The organism is Evansella cellulosilytica DSM 2522 (assembly GCF_000177235.2).
In the GTDB taxonomy this organism is placed as follows: domain Bacteria; phylum Bacillota; class Bacilli; order Bacillales; family Salisediminibacteriaceae; genus Evansella; species Evansella cellulosilytica.
Map to the genome: position 1 here is coordinate 57,010 of NC_014829.1, position 21,243 is coordinate 78,252.

General features: G+C 37.3%; 21 protein-coding genes. All 21 read left to right on the top strand.

Annotated features, from left to right (window positions below; translation table 11 throughout):
* The first annotated feature begins 121 nt into the window (after positions 1-121).
* The 21 genes from BCELL_RS00230 (at position 122) to yabQ (ending at position 21,229) form a co-directional block, all read left to right on the top strand.
* Positions 122-1,339 carry a resuscitation-promoting factor gene (locus tag BCELL_RS00230; protein WP_013486675.1) on the top strand — a complete coding sequence of 406 codons (1,218 nt, stop codon included), beginning with the start codon at positions 122-124 and terminating at the stop codon, positions 1,337-1,339.
* A 146-nt stretch (positions 1,340-1,485) separates the two neighbouring features.
* Entirely contained in the window at positions 1,486-2,058 is a 573-nt protein-coding gene (gene rnmV / locus BCELL_RS00235) for a ribonuclease M5 (RefSeq protein ID WP_013486676.1), read from the top strand.
* The gene (gene rsmA / locus BCELL_RS00240; protein ID WP_041808476.1) at positions 2,051-2,926 is read left to right on the top strand and encodes a 16S rRNA (adenine(1518)-N(6)/adenine(1519)-N(6))-dimethyltransferase RsmA; all 876 of its coding nucleotides are present in this window, start codon (positions 2,051-2,053) and stop codon (positions 2,924-2,926) included. Before rnmV ends, rsmA begins: the two co-directional genes overlap by 8 nt.
* 51 nt (positions 2,927-2,977) lie before the next feature.
* Positions 2,978-3,847 carry a sporulation peptidase YabG gene (yabG, locus tag BCELL_RS00245; RefSeq protein WP_013486678.1) on the top strand — a complete coding sequence of 290 codons (870 nt, stop codon included), beginning with the start codon at positions 2,978-2,980 and terminating at the stop codon, positions 3,845-3,847.
* Positions 3,848-4,317: 470 nt separating this feature from the next.
* Positions 4,318-4,590, top strand: coding sequence for a Veg family protein (locus tag BCELL_RS00250; protein WP_013486679.1), 273 nt, complete (start codon positions 4,318-4,320; stop codon positions 4,588-4,590).
* A 238-nt stretch (positions 4,591-4,828) separates the two neighbouring features.
* Positions 4,829-5,011, top strand: a complete 183-nt coding sequence (locus tag BCELL_RS00255; protein ID WP_041808091.1) for a small, acid-soluble spore protein, alpha/beta type — start codon at positions 4,829-4,831, stop codon at positions 5,009-5,011.
* Between the two features lie 322 nt (positions 5,012-5,333).
* A complete protein-coding gene (gene ispE, locus BCELL_RS00260; protein WP_013486681.1) occupies positions 5,334-6,203 on the top strand; it encodes a 4-(cytidine 5'-diphospho)-2-C-methyl-D-erythritol kinase in 870 nt (289 codons plus the stop codon).
* A gap of 102 nt (positions 6,204-6,305) precedes the next feature.
* Positions 6,306-7,142, top strand: coding sequence for a pur operon repressor (gene purR, locus BCELL_RS00265; RefSeq protein ID WP_013486682.1), 837 nt, complete (start codon positions 6,306-6,308; stop codon positions 7,140-7,142).
* A gap of 152 nt (positions 7,143-7,294) precedes the next feature.
* Positions 7,295-7,582: a septation regulator SpoVG gene (gene spoVG, locus BCELL_RS00270; protein WP_013486683.1), complete on the top strand. Its 288-nt coding sequence runs from the start codon at positions 7,295-7,297 to the stop codon at positions 7,580-7,582.
* 601 nt (positions 7,583-8,183) lie between these two features.
* A complete protein-coding gene (glmU, locus tag BCELL_RS00275; RefSeq protein WP_013486684.1) occupies positions 8,184-9,563 on the top strand; it encodes a bifunctional UDP-N-acetylglucosamine diphosphorylase/glucosamine-1-phosphate N-acetyltransferase GlmU in 1,380 nt (459 codons plus the stop codon).
* A gap of 13 nt (positions 9,564-9,576) precedes the next feature.
* The gene (locus tag BCELL_RS00280) at positions 9,577-10,527 is read left to right on the top strand and encodes a ribose-phosphate diphosphokinase (protein WP_013486685.1); all 951 of its coding nucleotides are present in this window, start codon (positions 9,577-9,579) and stop codon (positions 10,525-10,527) included.
* Positions 10,528-10,626: 99 nt separating this feature from the next.
* On the top strand, positions 10,627-11,265 hold the full coding sequence (locus BCELL_RS00285; RefSeq protein ID WP_013486686.1) for a 50S ribosomal protein L25/general stress protein Ctc: 639 nt from the start codon (positions 10,627-10,629) through the stop codon (positions 11,263-11,265).
* 128 nt (positions 11,266-11,393) lie between these two features.
* Positions 11,394-11,951 (top strand): aminoacyl-tRNA hydrolase, encoded by a 558-nt coding sequence (gene pth / locus BCELL_RS00290; RefSeq protein ID WP_041808478.1) that lies wholly within the window; start codon positions 11,394-11,396, stop codon positions 11,949-11,951.
* Between the two features lie 83 nt (positions 11,952-12,034).
* Positions 12,035-12,265, top strand: coding sequence for an anti-sigma-F factor Fin (gene fin, locus BCELL_RS00295; protein ID WP_013486688.1), 231 nt, complete (start codon positions 12,035-12,037; stop codon positions 12,263-12,265).
* Between the two features lie 93 nt (positions 12,266-12,358).
* Complete coding sequence (mfd, locus tag BCELL_RS00300) at positions 12,359-15,916, top strand: transcription-repair coupling factor (protein ID WP_013486689.1); 3,558 nt, start codon at positions 12,359-12,361, stop codon at positions 15,914-15,916.
* 277 nt (positions 15,917-16,193) lie between these two features.
* Complete coding sequence (spoVT, locus tag BCELL_RS00305) at positions 16,194-16,733, top strand: stage V sporulation protein T (RefSeq protein ID WP_013486690.1); 540 nt, start codon at positions 16,194-16,196, stop codon at positions 16,731-16,733.
* A gap of 152 nt (positions 16,734-16,885) precedes the next feature.
* Positions 16,886-18,481, top strand: coding sequence for a polysaccharide biosynthesis protein (locus BCELL_RS00310; protein WP_013486691.1), 1,596 nt, complete (start codon positions 16,886-16,888; stop codon positions 18,479-18,481).
* Positions 18,482-18,505: 24 nt separating this feature from the next.
* A complete protein-coding gene (yabN, locus tag BCELL_RS00315; protein ID WP_013486692.1) occupies positions 18,506-19,990 on the top strand; it encodes a bifunctional methyltransferase/pyrophosphohydrolase YabN in 1,485 nt (494 codons plus the stop codon).
* A 2-nt stretch (positions 19,991-19,992) separates the two neighbouring features.
* A complete protein-coding gene (locus BCELL_RS00320; RefSeq protein ID WP_013486693.1) occupies positions 19,993-20,253 on the top strand; it encodes an RNA-binding S4 domain-containing protein in 261 nt (86 codons plus the stop codon).
* An 80-nt stretch (positions 20,254-20,333) separates the two neighbouring features.
* Complete coding sequence (gene yabP, locus BCELL_RS00325; RefSeq protein ID WP_013486694.1) at positions 20,334-20,642, top strand: sporulation protein YabP; 309 nt, start codon at positions 20,334-20,336, stop codon at positions 20,640-20,642.
* On the top strand, positions 20,639-21,229 hold the full coding sequence (gene yabQ, locus BCELL_RS00330; protein ID WP_013486695.1) for a spore cortex biosynthesis protein YabQ: 591 nt from the start codon (positions 20,639-20,641) through the stop codon (positions 21,227-21,229). The genes yabP and yabQ overlap by 4 nt, the downstream gene beginning before the upstream one ends.
* Positions 21,230-21,243 lie beyond the last annotated feature (14 nt).

Sequence of the window (21,243 nt, forward strand, 5' to 3'; positions counted from 1 at the left end):
AGAAGTTTCCCTACCAATATTTTTGGAAATACTAGATAATGGCAAGGATGATTCACAACAATTATGTTGACAAGATGGTGGCTCTGTCATATAATTTGGATTCTGAAGGAGGGGTTCAACCATGACTCAATGGATGAAGCAATTTTTCTCTCGTCTTTCATGGAGAAAATTTGCCATATCCAGTGTTGGCCTCCTAACGTTGATGGGAATTCTCGTATTCGCTATCTATGAGGCTACGAAAATATCAGTTACCGTTGAGGTAGATGATGAGCAAGAAACGATTTACACTCATGCATCAACAGTTGGAGAGGTTTTAAAGGAGCGCGGGATAGAAGTAGGCGTTCACGATTACATCGAACCATCCCTAGATACAGTAATCAATGACGCAACAGAAATTGTATATATACCAGCACAACAAGTGATTGTCACAATTGATGGAAACGAAGAGGAAGTATGGACAATTGCTAGTAACGTTAAACAATTATTGGACGAATTAGATGTTGAAGTGAATGAACACGATGTCATCAGCCCATCGTTACATGAAGCTATTACGAGTAATATGACTATTACTTATGAAGAAGCATTTAAAGTAATAGTACATAGTGACGGTGAGGAAAAAGAATTTTGGACAACTTCGACAACGGTCGCTGACTTTTTAGAGAGAGAAAATTTCACCTTAGGTGAATTAGACCGAGTAGAGCCATCTTTAGAAGAAAAACTCGACGAGGAAGTAGAACTTAATGTAGTTCGTGTAGAAAAAGTCACCGATGTTGTGGAAGAAACTGTAGACTTTGCCACAGTAAGAAGAAACGATTCATCATTAGAGCAAGGCTCTGAAGAAGTCGTACAAAATGGTCAAGAAGGTCGCATTGAAAAACACTATGAGGTCATTTTTGAAGATGGAGAAGAAGTTTCTCGAGAGTTAGTGAAAGAGGAGAAAGTACGTGACAGCGAAGATAGAATCGTCGCCGTAGGTACAAAAGCACCTCAACAAACAGTCTCAAGAAGCGCATCATCCGATTCAGCATCAGGCGATTGGCAGACCTTTACTGCTACAGCTTATTCTGCATACTGTAATGGATGTTCAGGAAACACAGCGACAGGCTTAAACTTAAGAGCTAATCCAGATAAAAATGTTATTGCTGTTGACCCGAATGTGATTCCATTAGGATCACGTGTAGAAATTAAAGGGATGGGTACATTTTTAGCAGCTGATACTGGAGGAGCAATTAACGGTAGAATAGTAGATATTTTTATGCCTGATCCTAACGGAGCAACAACAAATAATCGTGCCTTGTCATTTGGTAGGCAAACGGTAGAACTTCGAATACTTGATTAATTTTTGCACAGAGGGTGAATCCTCTGTGTTTTTCTTTTCTTAAATTATTCGTTATATTAGACGTATACAAAAATAAAAAGTTTCAAAAATAGAGGGGAAAATAAATTATGTTTGAAATTGTCATTTAGAAAGGTTGTTCCACATACATGAAGCCGATAATAAAAGAAGTAATAGTAGTAGAAGGAAAAAGTGATACAAACGTAATAAAGCGTTTTTTAGAATGCGATACGATAGAGACAAACGGTTCTGCAGTCGAGGACCACGTCATAAAAAGGATAAAGTTAGCTAATGATCGTAGAGGTGTCATTATATTTACAGATCCTGATTATCCAGGCGAAAAAATTAGGCATATAATAAATGAAAAAGTTCCAGGCTGTAAGCATGCTTTTATAAGTAAAGAAAGTGCAATTGATTATCAAAAGAAAAAGGTTGGAGTAGAGCATGCTAATAAAGAAAGTATCCTTTCAGCTATTGAGAAAGCGAAGCCGTCATCATCATATGAGGTAGTTAGTGAAATAACAAAAGAGGATCTATTACATGCAAAATTAATAGGAGGGAGCGGGTCACGTGAGAGGCGTGAAGCGCTTGGAACAAAGTTAAATATCGGATACACAAATGGGAAACAGCTATTAAAGAGACTTCAACAGTTTCAAATATCTAAAAATGAGTTTGCCGATGCTTTACGTCATATAGAAAGAGGAGAAGATGATGATAGATAAAGATATTGCGACACCTAAAAAAACAAAAGCAATTTTAGATAAGTATGGGTTTTCCTTCAAAAAAAGTCTCGGACAAAATTTCTTAATTGATACAAATGTGTTAAAACGTATCGTTGCAGCGGCGAATGTTAGTCAAAGTACAGGCGTTATAGAAATTGGCCCTGGAATTGGTGCTCTCACTGAGCAATTAGCAAAAGAAGCAAAAAGGGTTGTTGCCTTTGAAATTGACCAGCGTTTGTTACCTATCTTAAAAGAGACATTATCAGCCTATGAACATACAAAGATCATACACCAAGACGTATTGAAAGCCGATGTCCAAAAAGTAATTAAAGATGAATTTGAAGAAAACGAGGAATTAGCAGTTGTAGCAAACTTACCTTACTATGTGACAACACCAATATTAATGAAACTGTTAGAAGAAAAACTACCAGTTAGAACAATCGTTGTCATGATCCAAAAGGAAGTAGCAGAGCGAATAGCAGCTAAACCTAACTCCAAAAATTACGGGTCATTATCAATTGCAGCCCAATATTATGCAGATGCTGAAACTGTTTTTACAGTACCTAAAACTGTTTTTGTTCCTCAACCGAATGTGGACTCGGCAATATTAAGACTGTCAATACGAGAAAAGCCACCGATTACAGTAAAGGATGAAGCTTTCTTTTTTGAAATCATACGAGCTAGCTTTGCTCAGCGTAGAAAAACTATTTTAAATAATTTAGCTCACCATTTTAGTACATTATCAAAGCAAACAATTGAAGAAATACTACAAAGTATCAATATAGATCCGAGAAGGCGTGGAGAGGCGCTCTCAATGGAAGAGTTTGGTGTATTAAGTGATAATTTATTAAAAAAATTCCGTACATAGTGGCAACGAACATTCTCCTTGCATAAGTTATGTCGTGAGGAGGCGTGTGTCATGTCAGATATTAAAGTTGGCCATATTGTAGGTAGGGCTTCATATAATTGTGATATCTTATTTCGAGTAGTCAATATAGACGGTGACCTCGTAGAGTTGCACGGGGAGGACATGAGGATTGTTGCAGACGCCCCAGTAAGTGATTTAGTAGCGATTACAGAAAAGGATCGTAAAAAAAGGGCTAAAAAGTTAAGACAAAAAGAAGAGAACTGCTATCAACTATTCCGTCAAGATAGAAAGCTCACTCGAGAACGCAATGAGTATGAGATTACATCGGGATATACAAAGAGAAACACGTATTTTGAACTTCCAGGAAAAGTACTACATTTAGATGGTGATTCACTATATTTAAAAAAGTGTACACAAGTATATGATCGTCTTGGCGTCCCTGTTTATGGTGTGCACTTAGAAGAGAAGGAGATGCCTCTACAAGTAAAGTCACTCATTGAAATGATTAGACCAGATATATTAGTTATTACTGGTCACGATGCATATAGTAAATCAAAAGGCGATGAGCATGAAATGAAGGCTTATCGTAATTCACGCCATTTTGTGGACACTGTGAAAGAAGCGAGGAAGATTGTACCTTATATGGACCATCTCGTCATTTTTGCTGGTGCTTGCCAATCAAATTTTCAATCGCTACTAAAAGCGGGGGCAAACTTTGCTAGCTCCCCGGATAGAATTAATATACATGCATTAGACCCTGTATACGTCGTTTCAAAGGTTAGTTTAACACCTTTTATGGAAAGAGTTGGGGTATGGGATGTACTTAAAGCCTCCCTAACCGGCAAACAGGGATTGGGTGGAGTAGAAACTAACGGCGCACTTCGAAGAGGAATGCCTAACTATCAAGATGAAGAAGAATAAATGATGAAGAGAGGGGCTGAAAAAGGTTGGATTACCTTTTTCAGCCCCTCAAAGCAATGAAGATTAATGGTGCAATCTTTTGAAAGTCTGCTATGTGGAAGTTTCTCATAGTAGTCACGAAACGAACGTAGCCATTGCCATTGAATTTATATGGTATGAAAAAGTTACTCTATACTTTTCATTGTCCTCTTGTTTTACCGCTGGAGTCCCCCTCGTCATATGCGTTGAAAAACAATGCTCCCTCCCTTTATTCGTTGTATTGTGATACATTTTGTAAAGCTTTATTTTCAGAAATTTATTGCAAGTAAAAAGATAATCTACATAATTTTGTCGAAATTGAACATTATAAAAAATAGCACCGGAAATTGAGTGAAATGCATTGACACATGAACGATACATTGTTATAATTTTAATTTTATTTGACGTGTGTACACCGGTGTGCTATAATTAGGACAAGTGAGGTGTGGTGGATGGCAAAAACTTTAATTGAGATTAAACGGTCTTTGGATGAGAATGTAGGTAAAAGAATTACGATACTAGCAAATGGTGGTCGACGTAAGACGATTGAGAGATCTGGTTTGTTAGAGGGGACATATCCATCTGTATTTACAATTAAGTTAGATCAAGATGAATATGCTGTTGAAAGAGTGTCGTATAGCTACACAGATATCTTAACAGAGACAGTTAAACTCTCTTTAGCAGATGAAGTTGATGTGGAATTGGAAGCTGCGGAGAACGCATAGACATATTTAGCGGTTATACAAAAAGTAATCTACTTATTATCTTAATAAGTATTGATTATTTTTCGTATAACCGCTTATTTATTTTACAAAGAAGAAAGTATTAAAGCTTTTCGCTTTGGAAGCTACTTAGCATCTACAGCCTATGGCGTAAACTAAGATGCAGTATTTACTACATTTTTTATGCGTAAAATAGGACATATTATAACTGTCACAGTATTGATGAAAGGGGTAGATTTGCGTGGGTCGAAGACGAGGTGTAATGTCAGATCAATTTAAAGAGGAACTGGCAAAAGAACTTGGCTTCTATGACACTGTCCAAAAAGAAGGATGGGGTGGCATTCGTGCAAAGGATGCAGGTAACATGGTGAAACGCGCAATAGAGCTCGCTGAGCAACAACTATCGAATCGTTCAAGTCAATAAATTACTGTGACAGCTGGGGCAATTCGCTCCAGCTTTTTCACAAAAGAGATTGATACTTTGAATTATATCTAGCATAAACTGCCATCTTATCAATACTTTTAATGAACATCGAGTGCTTTGATATTCGGCGTTCCCTACATCACTCGGTCGATTCAAGCTTTACAGTATTCTTAATGAACTGAAGTCAATACATATGATTTTACCTTTATAATGAAATGTGTATTTAACTGCGAAAATAGAAAGAAAGGTAGTATAGGGCCTTAACAAATGGTAAAATAACGAAAGTGGATTTGAACGGATAAAATAAGCAGGTGATTGATTGATGCATACTCATAAAATAATTAAAGCCCCAGCAAAGATTAACTTAACATTGGATGTTATTCGTAAAAGAGATGATGGCTATCACGATGTTGAGATGGTGATGACAACTGTTGATTTAGCCGACCGTATTGAGCTGACAACTTTAGAAGAGAACCGAATTAAAGTAGATGTTAATCACGGATTTGTACCGAGTGATAACAAAAATTTAGCCTATCAAGCAGCAAAGCTTTTAAAAGATAAAATGGACGTAAAAAAAGGTGTTCGTATCTTTATTGATAAGCAAATTCCTATATCTGCAGGCTTGGCAGGTGGGAGTACCGATGCAGCGGCTGTATTACGCGGATTAAATGAACTATGGGATTTAAATTTATCAATAGATGAGTTAGCCGAATTAGGATTAGAAATTGGTTCTGATGTGCCTTTTTGCGTACATGGAGGAACTGCCTTAGCGACAGGGAGAGGGGAGACGCTTCAATTTTTACCAACGCCACCTCCTTGTTGGGTAATCTTAGTGAAACCACCAATGGGCGTTTCTACGAAAGAGATTTATCAACGCCTTAACCTTGATCAAATGGAACATCCAGACACGCAAGGGATGATAGCATCTATTAATAACGGAGATTTTAGCGGCATTTGTTCTAGGCTAGAAAACGTGATGGAAAAAGTAACTTTTGAATTATATAAAGATGTAGAGAGAGTAAAGAATAGTATGATTCAGTTTGGTGCAGATGGCGTCGTTATGAGTGGCAGTGGCCCTACCGTTTTTGCATTAACACAAAATGAGACACGAGCAGATAGGCTTTATAATAGTTTAAAGGGTTTTATGGATCAAGTATTTGTTGTTCGGCTTCTCGGAACTAAACACGACTAATTTTTATGATAAACTTGTGAAACACGTATAAAAATGGTATATTACTGTTAAAATATTCGGTTTTTATCTAACAGTGGATATGTTCCATAATTGGAGGTAGTCATGAAATATCGTAGAAGTGGTCGTTTAGTAGATATGACAAATTATTTTTTATCGCATCCACATCAACAAATTCCTTTAACACATTTTTCTGAAGCTTATCAGTCTGCCAAATCTTCAATTAGTGAAGATATCTCAATTATAAAAGAGGTATTTGAAAGTAAACATATTGGAACAATTAGTACTACTGCTGGTGCCTCTGGTGGCGTTACTTTTGTCCCTACAGTTGCTAGGCAGCAAACAGAGGAATTGATTGATCGTTTATGTGATAGATTAGAGGAACCTGAACGCTTATTGCCTGGTGGCTACTTATATATGATGGATATAATTGGTGATCCGAATTTAATGCAGGAGTTAGGAAGAGTTTTTGCATCAAAGTTCCGAGATGCTTCTGTCGACGCGGTTATGACAATGGCTACAAAAGGGATTCCATTAGCATATGCAGTTGCTGGGCATTTAAATGTGCCAGTAAGTATTGTCCGTGCACAACATCGAATTACAGAAGGTTCGATAGTAAGTATTAACTATGTCTCTGGCTCTCAGAAACGAATCCAAACAATGTCATTAGCGAGAAGAAGTTTGAAACCTAACTCTAATGTATTAATCATAGATGACTTTATGAAGGCTGGAGGTACGATAAGAGGAATGATGGACTTAGTTTCCGAATTCCAATCTTCTATTGCTGGTATTGGTGTCTTAACGGAAGCCGTACATGATGAGGAAAAACTAGTAAGTGATTATGTGTCACTGACAAAGTTATCTGAGGTAGATTTAAAAGCGAAACAAATCAAAGTCGAGCAAGGAAACATTTTTTCTCTCGATTATTCATATGAAGATTAGTGACAGAGGCCATCTATTTATGATGGCTTCTGTCACGTTTTTGAATAAAAAATAGAATAAATGAAAAAAGATTCTGCAAAAAGAAGGAAATTAAATATATTTGTAGAAAACAATTACAAGATTCTATTTATTGTAAAAAGGTGGTGGCAGATATGGAAGTAACAGATGTGAGACTTCGCCGTGTTAATACGGAAGGTCGTATGCTTGCAATCGCATCTATTACCATCGATGATGAATTTGTAGTACACGATATTCGTGTCATCGACGGCAATAATGGAATGTTTGTAGCAATGCCTAGCAAGCGTACTCCCGACGGAGAATTTAGGGATATTGCACATCCGATTTCTTCAAAGACCCGTGAAAAGATCCAGTCGGCAGTTTTAGCTGAGTACGAGCGTGCTGGTGATGAAGTGGAATTTGAAGAAGCTGGAGCTTCATAATTTTTAAAAGGACCTAGCCAATTTAATTTTAGATGGCTAGGTTTATTTTTTTGTGTGGGGTGAGGAAGGAGCCGGTGAGTTATTTACATTCGTTGATGATGTAGGGTGAATGAATGTCCTAACTGCTATTGAAAAAAAGATATGAAGATAAGGTCGCGTGCTCCCATCTGCCCTTGAGCAAATAAAAAAGAGAATGAAGGTAAGATGGGGCCGCGCCATCTGTCCTTAAGCAAACCAAAAAACAATAAATTTAAGCTCCGCAGTGCAACACCCTCCCCAAATCCCCTTAAGTACGAAAGAATGGCTTTACGCATCATTTGCAACTTGAATAAATGTACCATGGATGTCGTACCGTGCGTATAGCGCCATCTGCAATCACTATTACTTTATAATCAGGTAGCGACATGCTAATAGCAAAATGTGATTTTTCATATTGCCTACAGACTATGTTTTTATATATTATGGAGAGAGTGAATATTGACTACCATTTAAAAAGTGAAGAAATTTCCTATTAAACGTGAAACGTATGATAAGTTAACTTGAAAAGAGTTGTAATATAAGATATATTCGTAAGGGAAAATGAGGCCGTGGAGGGTGTTTAATGAGTAATGAGAAAAACCGTTATGCAGTAATATTAGCTGCAGGTAAAGGAACTCGAATGAAATCTGATTTGTATAAAGTGCTTCACCCTGTTTGTGATAAGCCGATGGTTCAACATGTTGTAGATGAAGTCGAAAAATGTAATGTTAAAAAAACGATTGCAGTTGTTGGTCATGGTGCTGAAAAAGTAAAAGACCAGCTAGGCGATCGTGTAACTTATGTTTTGCAAGAGGATCAGTTAGGCACAGGGCATGCAGTAATGCAAACGGAACCGTTGTTAATGGATAAAGAAGGAACAACGGTTGTTTTATGTGGAGACACACCACTATTGACTTCAGAAACAATTACAGCACTCATAAATGAACATGAATCAAAAGGTGCAAAAGCAACGATACTAACAGCACATGCTCCTGACCCAACAGGCTATGGACGAATTATTCGGAATAGCAGCGGAGTTGTTAATAAAATTGTCGAGCATAAAGATGCTAGCGAAAGCGAGCGTCTTGTAAAAGAAATTAATACTGGAACGTACTGTTTTGATAATAAATTTTTATTTAGTGCACTGAAAAGTGTTGGAAACGATAATGTACAAGGTGAGTATTACTTACCGGATGTCATTGAAATACTTGAAAAGCAAGGCGAATTGATTGCTGCCTATCAAACACCAGATTTTAATGAAACGGTAGGTGTTAATGACAGAGTGGCATTAAGTCATGCAGAAATGTATATGAAACAGCGTGTGAATGAAAAGCTAATGAGAGCCGGTGTTACGATTATCGATCCAAATAATACATATGTGTCGGCAGATGTTACAATTGGAAGAGATACTGTTTTACACCCTGGTACGATAATTAAAGGGAGCAGTACAATTGGTGAACGCTGTCACATCGGACCTCACACGGAAATCGTTAATAGTTCAATCGGTAATGAAACAACGATAAAACAATCGGTTGTCCACGATAGTAAACTTGGAAATATTGTCTCAGTCGGTCCTTTTTCACACATTAGACCCGATACTGAGTTAGGCAATCATGTTCGTGTTGGTAACTTTGTTGAACTGAAAAAAATGTCTATGGGAGATGGCAGTAAAGCCTCTCATCTTAGCTATTTAGGAGATGCTAAAATAGGATCAGACGTCAACGTTGGATGTGGTTCAATAACCGTGAATTACGACGGGAAGAATAAATTTAAAACGATCATCAATGATGGTGCCTTTATCGGCTGTAATGCAAATTTAATTGCGCCAGTTACGGTTGGAGAAAATGCATTTGTAGCGGCAGGGTCAACCATTACAGATGATGTACCAGGTGATTCATTAGCAATAGCACGTCAGCGTCAAACAAACAAAGAGGGTTATGTAAAAAAGAATGATGAAAAGTAATGGAGGTTCAACGATGGCTCAATATAAAGATGAAAATTTAAAGGTGTTTACACTAAACTCAAATCCAAGCCTTGCACATGAAATTACAAGTAACATAGGTATTGAAATGGGGAAATGCTCTGTTTCTAGATTTAGTGATGGTGAGGTTCAAATAAATATTGAGGAGAGCATTCGTGGATGTGATATTTTTATTATACAATCCACTTGTTCGCCAGCAAACGAGCATATTATGGAGCTATTAATTATGATTGATGCACTAAAAAGAGCGTCAGCGCAAACAATTAATGTCGTCATTCCATACTATGGTTACGCACGCCAAGATAGAAAAGCAAGATCTAGGGAACCAATTACAGCTAAATTAGTAGCTAATTTGTTAGAAACAGCAGGTGCATCAAGAGTCATCACACTTGATTTACATGCGACACAAATACAAGGGTTCTTTGATATTCCAACTGACCAATTAGTTGGTGTTCCTATTCTTTCTGACTATTTTGAAGCGCAAAAGCTAGATGATATCGTTATCGTTTCTCCAGACCATGGAGGAGTAGTTCGTGCAAGGAAAATGGCTGATAGACTAAAAGCGCCTATTGCGATCGTTGATAAAAGACGCCCTAAACCGAATGTAGCTGAAGTCATGAATATAGTAGGGAACATTGAGGGAAAGACAGCCATTCTTATCGACGACATTATTGATACTGCGGGTACCATTACTTTAGCTGCAAATGCGATGATAGAAAACGGTGCGAAGGAAGTGTATGCTTGCTGTACACACCCAGTTTTATCTGGGCCTGCTATTGACCGTATTCAAAACTCAAAGATTAAGGAATTAGTAGTAACAAATACGATACCGCTCCAAGAGGATAAAAAAATTGATAAGATTACGCAATTATCTGTAGGACCGTTGTTAGCTAAAGCAATTATCCATGTACATGAGCAACGATCTGTAAGCCGATTGTTTAATTAAATTCATTTTTTTCATAAAAAGTAAGACGGGCGTTTCAAAACACTTATTTTTGGGAAAACATAATAAAAGAACCAAAAAAAGGATGAGGTGGTTTGAAACATGGCAACTTTACAAGCAAATACGCGAGAAGATTTAAGAGGATCGAGACTTAACAAGATTCGCAATGATGGAAATGTTCCAGGTGTCATATATGGAAAAACAATTGGTAATAAACCAGTTACTGTAGAAGGGTCATCGCTACTGAAGATGATTCGCGAGAACGGTCGAAACGGTGTTTTTAAACTAGACGTTGACGGTCAACAAACGGATGTTATGATATATGACATTCAAGTCGATCCATTAAAAAATGAAGTTATACATGTAGATTTCTATGCTGCTGACATGAAGAGTGAATTGGATGCCGACGTACCTGTACAAGCTGTAGGAGAAGCAATCGGCGTCAAAAACGGTGGAGTATTACAGCAATCGTTACACGAGGTTTCTGTAAAAGCGTTACCGAATGATTTGCCAGATAGCATTGAAATCGACGTTTCTCAATTAGATGTAAATGATTCTTTGCAAGTGAAGGATTTAAAAACATCAGGGAAATATGAAATAAATAATGATCCAGAGGAATCAGTATTGTCGATTCTTCCTCCAACAGAACAACCGAATGAACCTGAGGTTGGTGAAGAACCAGAAGGAGAACCCGAATTAGTTGGAAATGAAGAAGGAAATAAAGAGGGCGAAGAAGAATAGTATTTAATAAAGGACATTGAGGTATAACCGTCCAGGTTATACCTCTTTCACTCGTGTAAAGGAGAATAACGATGTTTTTTAAAAAGCTCTTTCAACGCCAAGGGAAAACAGAAAGCGAGGCTTTACCAATGAAATTAGTTGTTGGTTTAGGGAATCCAGGCAGTAAATATGATGGAACAAGGCATAATGTAGGTTTTGAAGTCATTGATCGCTGCCAACAATTGTTTCAACTTGATTTAGATCAATCAAAATTTAAAGGGATTTATGGCTATAAAGTAATTGAAGGGGAGAAAATATTTTTATTAAAGCCTTTAACCTTCATGAATTTATCTGGTGAATCTGTCATCCCTTTAATGAAATATTTCAAAATACCAACGGAGGACTTGCTCGTTATTTATGACGATCTCGATCTAGCCCCTGGTAAGATTCGTTTGCGGCAAAAAGGTGGCGCAGGAGGGCACAATGGGATGAAGTCAATCATTTCCCACCTTGGTACAGAGGAATTTAATCGTATTCGAATAGGAATAGGACGGCCACCGAAAGGATATGCTGTACCAGACTACGTACTAGGCTCTTTTTCTAATGAAGAACGAAATGCAGTAGATGAGTCAATTGAAACAGCGGCTAAAGCCGTTGATGCATGGACAAAAGATTCATTTATTAACGTGATGAATACATTTAACTAGCGCCTATTATTATGTGAATAGAGCGACCTCTATCCGTCCATACTATAAATCGTATGGAATGCATAGTATAGAGGAGGAGCACCATGGCAATTCATTATTATTGTCGGCATTGTTCTAAAAATGTTGGAACACTAAGTGATTGGCAAGCAAATGATGAACAATTAGGATTCAATCAATTAACAAATGAAGAAAAGCAAGAAATGATTGAATGTAACTCACAAGGTCACTTGCAAGTAAAAGTGATTTGTGAAGATTGCGAAAAAACATTACAGGAAAACCCTGATTATCATGCTCAAGAATCATTTATCCATTAAAGAACAAAAATCGACAAGCTTTGGTGCATTGTACCAAAGCATTTTTTGCTGAATAGTTATATATAAATTAATTTTAATAGAGGGGGGAAAGCCGTGAGAGGGTTTATAGAAACATTATACCGTGGGGATGACGTCAAAAGTATAGTAGAAGGTGTTGAAGCAAATATATCAGAACAAATGGTATCAGGCTTAGCAGGCTCGGCTAGGTCCCTTTTACTTGCGACAATATTTGAAAAAACGAAGCGTTCACAATTAGTTATTACTCATAATCTTTTTCAAGCACAAAAATTATATGATGATTTAACATCTTTAATAGGCGAGGACCAAGTATATTTATACCCTGTAAATGAATTGATAGCATCGGAAATAGCGGTTGCGAGTCCAGAAATGAAGGGACAAAGAATGGAAGCTCTCAATCAATGGATTTCTAATAAAGATGCTATTGTTATTGCTCCTATGGCCGGTGTTAGGAGACTATTACCACCAAAATCATTATGGTTTGAATTCCAGTTATCATTCCAGGTTGGTAAGGACATAGAATTAAATACGACACTGAATCAATTAGTTAATATGGGGTTTCAGCGCGTCGATATGGTTTCAACGCCAGGTCAATTCAGTGTGCGTGGAGGAATTATTGATATTTATCCATTAACGGAAGAGAATCCAGTCCGAATTGAATTATTTGATACAGAAGTAGATTCTATTCGTTTTTTTAACGTTGAATCACAGCTTTCGGAGACGCAGCTTCAAGTGGTGAACATTGGGCCTGCAAAAGAAGTGCTATTGAAAGAAGAACACTATCAGCATGGTGCTAGTAGCTTAGAGCAAGCACTTGCGACAAGCTTAAAGAAAGTAAAAAATAAGGCTGTTAAGGAAAAGATGGCCGAACAAGTTGGCCATGAAATTCGTTTACTTAAAGAAAAAACAAGCTTTGACTCCATGTATAAGTATATGTCTCTATTCTACGATACTAGATATACATTACTAGACTATATGCCAAACAACGGGTTAATTTTTATTGATGAAGTGAGTAGAGTTCAAGAAATGGCGAAAAGTTTAGAGAAAGAGGAAGCGGATTGGCATACGACAATGATATCGCAAGGAGCGTCTGTTTCTGATATCGCCTTAGCTTTGTCATGGGATGAATTATTTCATCATTGTACTATACCGAGGGTTTATTTAAGTTTATTTTTACGGCATGTGCCCTCTACGAATCCTAAAAATTTAGTGAGTATTCAAACGAAAACAATGCAAAATTTCCATGGACAAATCCATTTATTAAAAAATGAAGTCGATAGATGGAAGGGTGCCAATTATTCTATTACGTTCGTCTGTGCAGACAATGAACGTGCAGATAGAATGAAAAGTGTTTTAGAAGATTACGACATCGAATCAGTAGTGACATCACATGATAGTCCGCCTGTTCTGGGACAAACTCAAATTATAACTGGGCATCTTATGTCAGGGTTTGAATTGCCAATGCAGCGACTGATTATCATTACAGAAGAAGAAGTTTTCACTAAAAAAACGAAGCGACCGAAAAGACGTCAAAAGCTATCTAATGCAGAACGAATTAAAAGCTACTCTGAGCTACAGGTTGGTGATTGGGTCGTACACATCAATCATGGTATTGGTAAATACTTAGGGATTGAAACGTTAGAGGTAGCGGGTATTCATAAAGATTATATGCATATCACATATGCTGGAAACGACAAGTTATATGTTCCGGTAGATCAAATTGACCAAGTGCAAAAGTACGTTGGCTCTGAAGAAAAAGAGCCTAAATTATATGCACTAGGCGGTAATGATTGGAAGAAGGTTACTAAAAAAGTAAAATCATCCGTCCAGGATATAGCGGATGATTTAATAAAGCTCTATGCTGAAAGGGAAGCAAGTAAAGGATTTGCATTTTCTAAAGATGGTCCAGAGCAGAGGGAATTTGAGTCATCGTTCCCATATCAAGAAACAGAAGATCAGATTCGCGCAATTGAAGAAATAAAGAAGGACATGGAGCTAGAACGGCCAATGGATCGTTTACTCTGTGGGGATGTGGGCTACGGTAAAACGGAAGTTGCTTTACGTGCGGCATTTAAGGCAATCATGGATGGTAAACAAGTGGCTTTCCTCGTGCCAACAACAATCCTTGCACAACAGCACTATGAGACGATCCGAGAGCGATTTCAAGATTTCGCAGTAAATACGAGTATATTAAATCGCTTTAGATCTAGAAAAGAACAGCAAGAAACAATGAAAGGACTAAACAAAGGGACAGTAGATATAGTCGTAGGAACACATAGATTATTATCAAAGGATATTACATTTGAAAACCTTGGATTATTAATCGTTGATGAGGAGCAACGCTTCGGTGTTACTCATAAAGAGAAGATTAAGAAATTAAAGGCGAACGTCGATGTGTTAACTTTGACAGCGACTCCTATTCCAAGGACACTTCACATGTCCATGTTAGGTGTGAGAGACTTATCGGTCATTGAAACACCACCAGAAAATAGATTTCCAGTACAAACATACGTAGTGGAATATAATGAGGGGTTAGTAAAAGAGGCGATAGAGCGTGAATTAGCGCGCGGTGGTCAAGTATTTTACTTGTACAATCGCGTCGATGATATTGAAGTAGTCAATGACAAAATTTCCATGTTAGTTCCAGAAGCAAATGTACGTTTTGTTCACGGAAGAATGACAGAATCGGAGTTAGAATCGGTAATGCTCGAATTTCTTGATGGAAATGTAGACGTATTGGTCACGACAACAATTATAGAGACCGGTGTAGATATCCCGAATGTAAATACGTTAATCATTGATAACGCTGATAAGATGGGGCTTTCACAGTTGTACCAATTAAGAGGGCGTGTTGGTCGATCAAATAGAGTAGCATATGCTTACTTTACTCATCAGAGAGATAAAGTGTTAACAGAGGTCGCCGAAAAGAGATTACAAGCTATTAAAGAATTCACAGAGCTTGGCTCAGGATTTAAAATTGCGATGCGTGACTTATCCATTCGTGGGGCCGGTAACTTGCTAGGTGCTGAACAGCATGGATTTATCGCATCGGTTGGTTTCGACTTGTACTCACAGATGTTGAAAGATGCTATTGACGAGCGTAAAGACAACATGTCAACGGATGAGAAGAAAGTGGAAGAAAAAAGCATGGAGTTTGACCTACAAGTAGACGCTTATATTCCTGAAACGTATATACCAGACTCGAAGCAAAAAATTGATATGTACAAAAAGTTCAAAATGATAAGCTCCTATCAAGATATATTGGATTTAGAAAGTGAAATGATTGATCGTTTTGGAGATTTCCCTAAAGAAGTAGAATACTTAACACAAGTATCAAAAATAAAGCAATATGGTATTCAAAACGGTGTGGAGTCCATTATTGAAAAAAATAAAGAATGTAAGGTGATTTTAAGTCAGCATACGACAGATACTATTGATGGGTCAAAACTGTTTACTTTAGTTAACAAGCTATCAAGTAAGTTCAACTTATCGATGACAGGAAATCAAATTACGATCCATTTAAAAAGAAAAAACGTGTCAGATGGAGATTATTTAAACTTATTAGAAGAAGTTTTATCAAGACTTGATGAGGTCTCAAAAGAAGAAACGAAAGAGAAAAAAGCGACAATATAACAAGTAGAATGAAGGAAACGAACTTAATATGGCGGTGGGAATGTCGTTTAAACAATAGCTACAATAAAAAGTGACGGCATTCCCTTCTCTCTTTAAAAATGAAGGTAATCTTATAAAAATTTGGGTTTGTAAGGAAATCAAAACAAATTTATTCAACAAATGGTGAATAGTTCTTTTTTTTCGTTGGATAATAAAGACAAGATCCAGCTAACTTAAAAGTTATACTTGCACGCATGCATCGACGTGAATACAACATGGAAAGTGAGGCAACGTAAGTATGAAAGCAACTGGAATTGTTAGACGAATTGATGATTTGGGGCGAGTGGTTATTCCAAAGGAAATCCGCCGCACATTAAGAATTAGAGAAGGAGATCCATTAGAAATCTTTGTGGATCGTGATGGAGAGGTTATTTTAAAGAAGTATTCTCCAATCTCAGAATTAGGTGATTTTGCAAAAGAATATGCAGAAGCACTTTATGACAGTTTGAATCATATTGTTTTAATTGCTGATCGTGATTCCTACATCGCGGTAGCAGGAGGGTCAAAGAAGGAATATCATAATAAAGGTATTGGTGAACTAGTTGAATCGGCAATGAGTGAACGTAAAACAATGCTTGAAGATCAAGCTGGAGAGTATCATTTAGCTGGTGATTCTAATGAGCAAGTGAATGGATACTGTATTGCACCAATTATAGCAAACGGTGATCCAATAGGCGCAGTTACACTCATTTCAAAAGAAGGAAATACAATGGGTGATGTTGAGAAAAAACTTGCTGAAACAGCCGCAGGCTTCTTAGCGAGACAAATGGAGCAATAACTTAATGCATCTGCTATTTATGCGCCAAAACGGTATACTGTAAAAAAAGGTTGTCTTAAAAGGTCTTTTATCCTTTTGGGACAACCTTTTCTTTTTCCAAGTGCTACCTATGCTATAATACCGTATATTGAAGAAACAGGAGTGGACCCATTGTGAAGGAAAACAAAGCCAAAGTTTCTTTATTAAAAGGAGCATTATACTTATCATTAGCGGCATTTGTTGGGAAAGTGTTAAGTGCCCTCTATAAAGTTCCATATCAAAATATGACAGGTGACGTAGGTTACTATGTTTATCAGCAAGTATATCCGCTCTACGGAATAGCCTTTGTTTTAGCTACATACGGATTTCCAATTGTTTTGTCTAAAACATTGGCAGAAATGGATATTAGCATTACAAATGTGGAAGAAAAATACAATCGAATCGTCGTTTTATTTATAGCAATGTTTATTTTTAATGGAATGATAGGCGCTGCTCTCATGATCTTCGCTAACTCAATTGCGATATTAATGGGCGATCCACAACTGACAATAGCGATTCGCTATTTAGGGTTACCCTTTTTCGTCATTGCCTTTCTTTCACTAGCAAGAGGATATTTTCAAAGTCAAGGGAATATGGTTCCCTCCTCTATATCCCAAGTTGTCGAACAGACAGTAAGGATCGTTGTGATTTTATCGGTAGCTACAATAGCAATGGCGTATAATGATCCATATAAAGCTGGAATATCGGCAGGTGTGGGTGCCTTTGTTGGGGGTATTAGTGGTGTATTAGTGATGTTTGTTTATGTATTGAGAGAAAAAAAGTTGAAGAAGCTCCCTCGTGTTTCAAAAAATGGCATAAAAAAAGTGTGGAGAGTAGATATAAGACAATTTTTTTATTCGAGTTTGCTCGTATCAATCAGTGCAATGGCCCTCATTATTTATCAATTTATCGATTCTTTTACAATCATTCGTTTGCTTCATTTTGGGGGATGGGACGATGTAGCGGCAATGAAAGGAATATATGATAGGGGCTGGCCAATGATACAGTTAGGTGCTGTAGTCACTACTGTATTCTCTTATGCGCTCATTCCTTCATTAACAGCAGCGTATGTGAAAAAAGAATATGAGCATTTACGCCAATTAACGATGCAATCAATAAAAGTATGCATTGTATTTGGAGGCGCGGCTGCATTTGGCTTAATAGTCGTATTGCCTCACTTAAATCCAATGCTTTTTAAAGATCAGTCCGGTGTGATCGCATTACAAATCTTATCGACAACTGTGCTATTTGCAGCACTCTTTATGACAATAGCAGCACTACTACATGCTATTAATAGAGCAAGGGATGCTGCGTTACTTTTAGCTGCGGGTGTCGTTATAAAAATAATAGGTAATAATATTGCTGTCCCTGTTTTAGGAATAGAAGGCGCTGCTTTATCGTCAGCAATTAGTTTTCTCATTATTGCATGCTGCGCGCTTTACTTATTAAAAAGACATCGCATGGTACATAGGTTGGAAATGACGTTTATGATAAAATTTGTATGTGCCATCATCGTGATGATTTTTGCTGTAAAGCTCTTTGAAAAAGGATTATTGACTTTCTATTTCCATGAAGGGATTGTTGCGAGATGGGAACATACCTTGCTTGCTATCACTTTATCACTCATTGGAGCAATCATTTTTATCGTTTTTATTTGGATTTTCAAAGTGTTCAATAGAGCTGAGTGGTATAGCTTACCTAAAATATCAAAAATTCTACCATATAAATAATCATATAAAGAGTGGAGGTATAATGTGAATAAGCATATTACAATAGTCGGTCTTGGTGCGGGGGATATCAATCAATTGCCACTAGGAATTTATAAAAGTCTCGTTGCATACAAGAAGGTATATATACGGACGATGGATCATCCTGTCGTTGAACATCTACAAGGCGAAGGGATAGAATTAATTAGTTTTGACGATACATATGAAGCTCACGATAACTTTGAGAGTGTTTATCGTGACATATGTTCCTCTCTTTTACACGCTGCAGAAAAGGAGAGAATCGTGTACGCGGTTCCAGGCCATCCTTTAGTAGCCGAAGCAACGGTTAAGCGTTTAGTAGAAGAAGAAAACGAAGGGAATGTAACGCTTCAATTGTTAGGTGGACAAAGTTTCCTTGATCCGATGTTTTCTGCACTTAGAATAGATCCAATTGACGGGTTCCAACTATTAGATGGAACGGACTTTAGAAGAGAAACACTTCAAATTAGACAGCATATCATCATTGCGCAAGTGTATGATAGCTTTGTAGCCTCTGAAGTAAAATTAACACTAATGGAAAAGCTTCCTGATGATTATGAAATCAAAGTGGTGACCGCTGCGGGCAGTGAGAAGGAAGTGGTGCTCACCATTCCATTGTATGAACTCGATAGAGTCACGACATTGAGTAACTTAACGGCAGTATACGTACCACCAGTGTCAAAAAGAGAACTATTATATCGCGATTTTGATATGCTTAGACAAGTATTTGCAGAGCTTCGAGGTCCAAATGGTTGCCCATGGGATAAAGAACAAACGCATGAATCATTAAAAAAATATTTAATTGAAGAAGCATACGAAGTGCTAGATGCAATTGATAAAGGGAATGAAGACGATTTAGTGGAGGAGCTTGGTGACGTTTTGTTACAAGTAGTTCTTCATTCACAAATAGGAGAGGATAATGGCATTTTCTCCATTGATCAAGTCATCGAGACATTAACGGAAAAAATGATTCGAAGACATCCCCATGTTTTTGGACAAGCTGAAGTACATGACGCTGATAATGTCGTGACACAGTGGGAAGAGATTAAACGATTAGAAAAAGAAAAGAAAGGATTAAAAGAGGAAGAACAATCAATCCTTTCCAATGTACCATCATCTTTACCGAGCCTCCTGAGAGCGTTCAACATTCAAAAAAAGGTATCTAAGGTTGGCTTTGATTGGGGAGATGAGGCGCCTATGTGGATGAAGCTACAAGAAGAAATAGCCGAATGGTTTCAAGAATTAAAAGAAGGAACAAAGCAAGATGCATCGAAAGAGTTAGGAGACGTACTATTTGCTTTTGTAAACATTGCTAGATTCCACGGTATTGATCCAGAAGAGGCCCTTCGACAAACGAACGATAAATTTACACAGCGATTTCAATATATTGAACAAAAACTGAAGTCTCAGGGGAAAAACATAAAAGAACAATCACTAGAAGCACTAGATGCGATATGGAATGAAGCGAAGACACGCGAGTACAAAGGAGAGTAACAATGAGATTAGATAAATATTTAAAAGTATCCCGTTTAATAAAGAGAAGAACGATGGCAAAGGAAGTAGCCGAGCAAGGGCGCATACAAATAAATGGACAAGTTGCAAAGGCTGGTGCGAATATCAAAATCGGTGACGAAGTTGTTATCCAATTCGGTCAAAAGAAAGTAACGATACGAGTTGACAGATTAGAAGAATCTACAAGGAAAGAAGAGGCAGCTACGTTATATACGCTGTTGAAGGAAGAAAAAGTAAACGAATAAAAGTTTTTATGATGGCTTGTTCTATTCTATTTGAAAACCTCATACATATGTACCAAAGTGTTTGAGGAGGGAAATAGCCAATGGAACATTCCTATGGATATACACAAGGTGGACAAGGCCGAAAATTAGAAGATCATCAGATTATTATGAGAGGGCGAAAAACGTTAGATATTACCGGCGTTAAACAAGTGGAGAGCTTTGATAACGAAGAATTTCTCCTAGAAACAATCCTTGGTTTTTTATCAATACGCGGACAACATCTTCAGATGAAGAATTTAGATGTAGACCAGGGTAAAGTATCAATAACAGGACGCGTCGATGATCTCGTTTATTTAGATGAGCACCACGGTGAAAAATCTAAAGGCTTATTCGGGAAGTTATTCAAGTGACGTTAGAGGTTCAGTTTTTATCAATGGTAGCAAGTGCTGCTACTGGTCTATGGTTTGGAGCTTCTTTTGATACGTATAAGCGCTTTGTCGGAAGCTCCAAAAGCTTCCGCTGGACGCTGCTCATCAACGACCTCTTATTCTGGTTATTACAATCGTTAATCTTTTTCTATGTCTTACTTCAAGTGAACCAAGGTGAAGTAAGAATTTATATGTTTTTTGCACTACTTTTAGGTTATTCCATGTATAGAGCATTATTGGAGAACATGTATCGTCAACTGTTAGAAAAATTGATTCGTTTTTTCCAAAAGCTTTTTCGGACGATTATACGTTGTATAAATGCCTTCATCATTAACCCTTTAAAGTGGCTCTTGCAAGTCATCATAAGCTTAAGTATTATTATATTAACAGCATGTTGGAAAATAATATCTTTTATTCTAAAGCTATTACTTTCTCCATTCCGTTGGTTAATAGACAAATATGTAAAAGCTTTCGGCAACCCATTCGAAAAGGTAATAGAAGCATTTAAAAGAATTAAGCACAAGCTCTTAAAAGCATGGAGTAATTTATTTGACAAAAGAGACGAGTAGAAGAGGTGGCAACG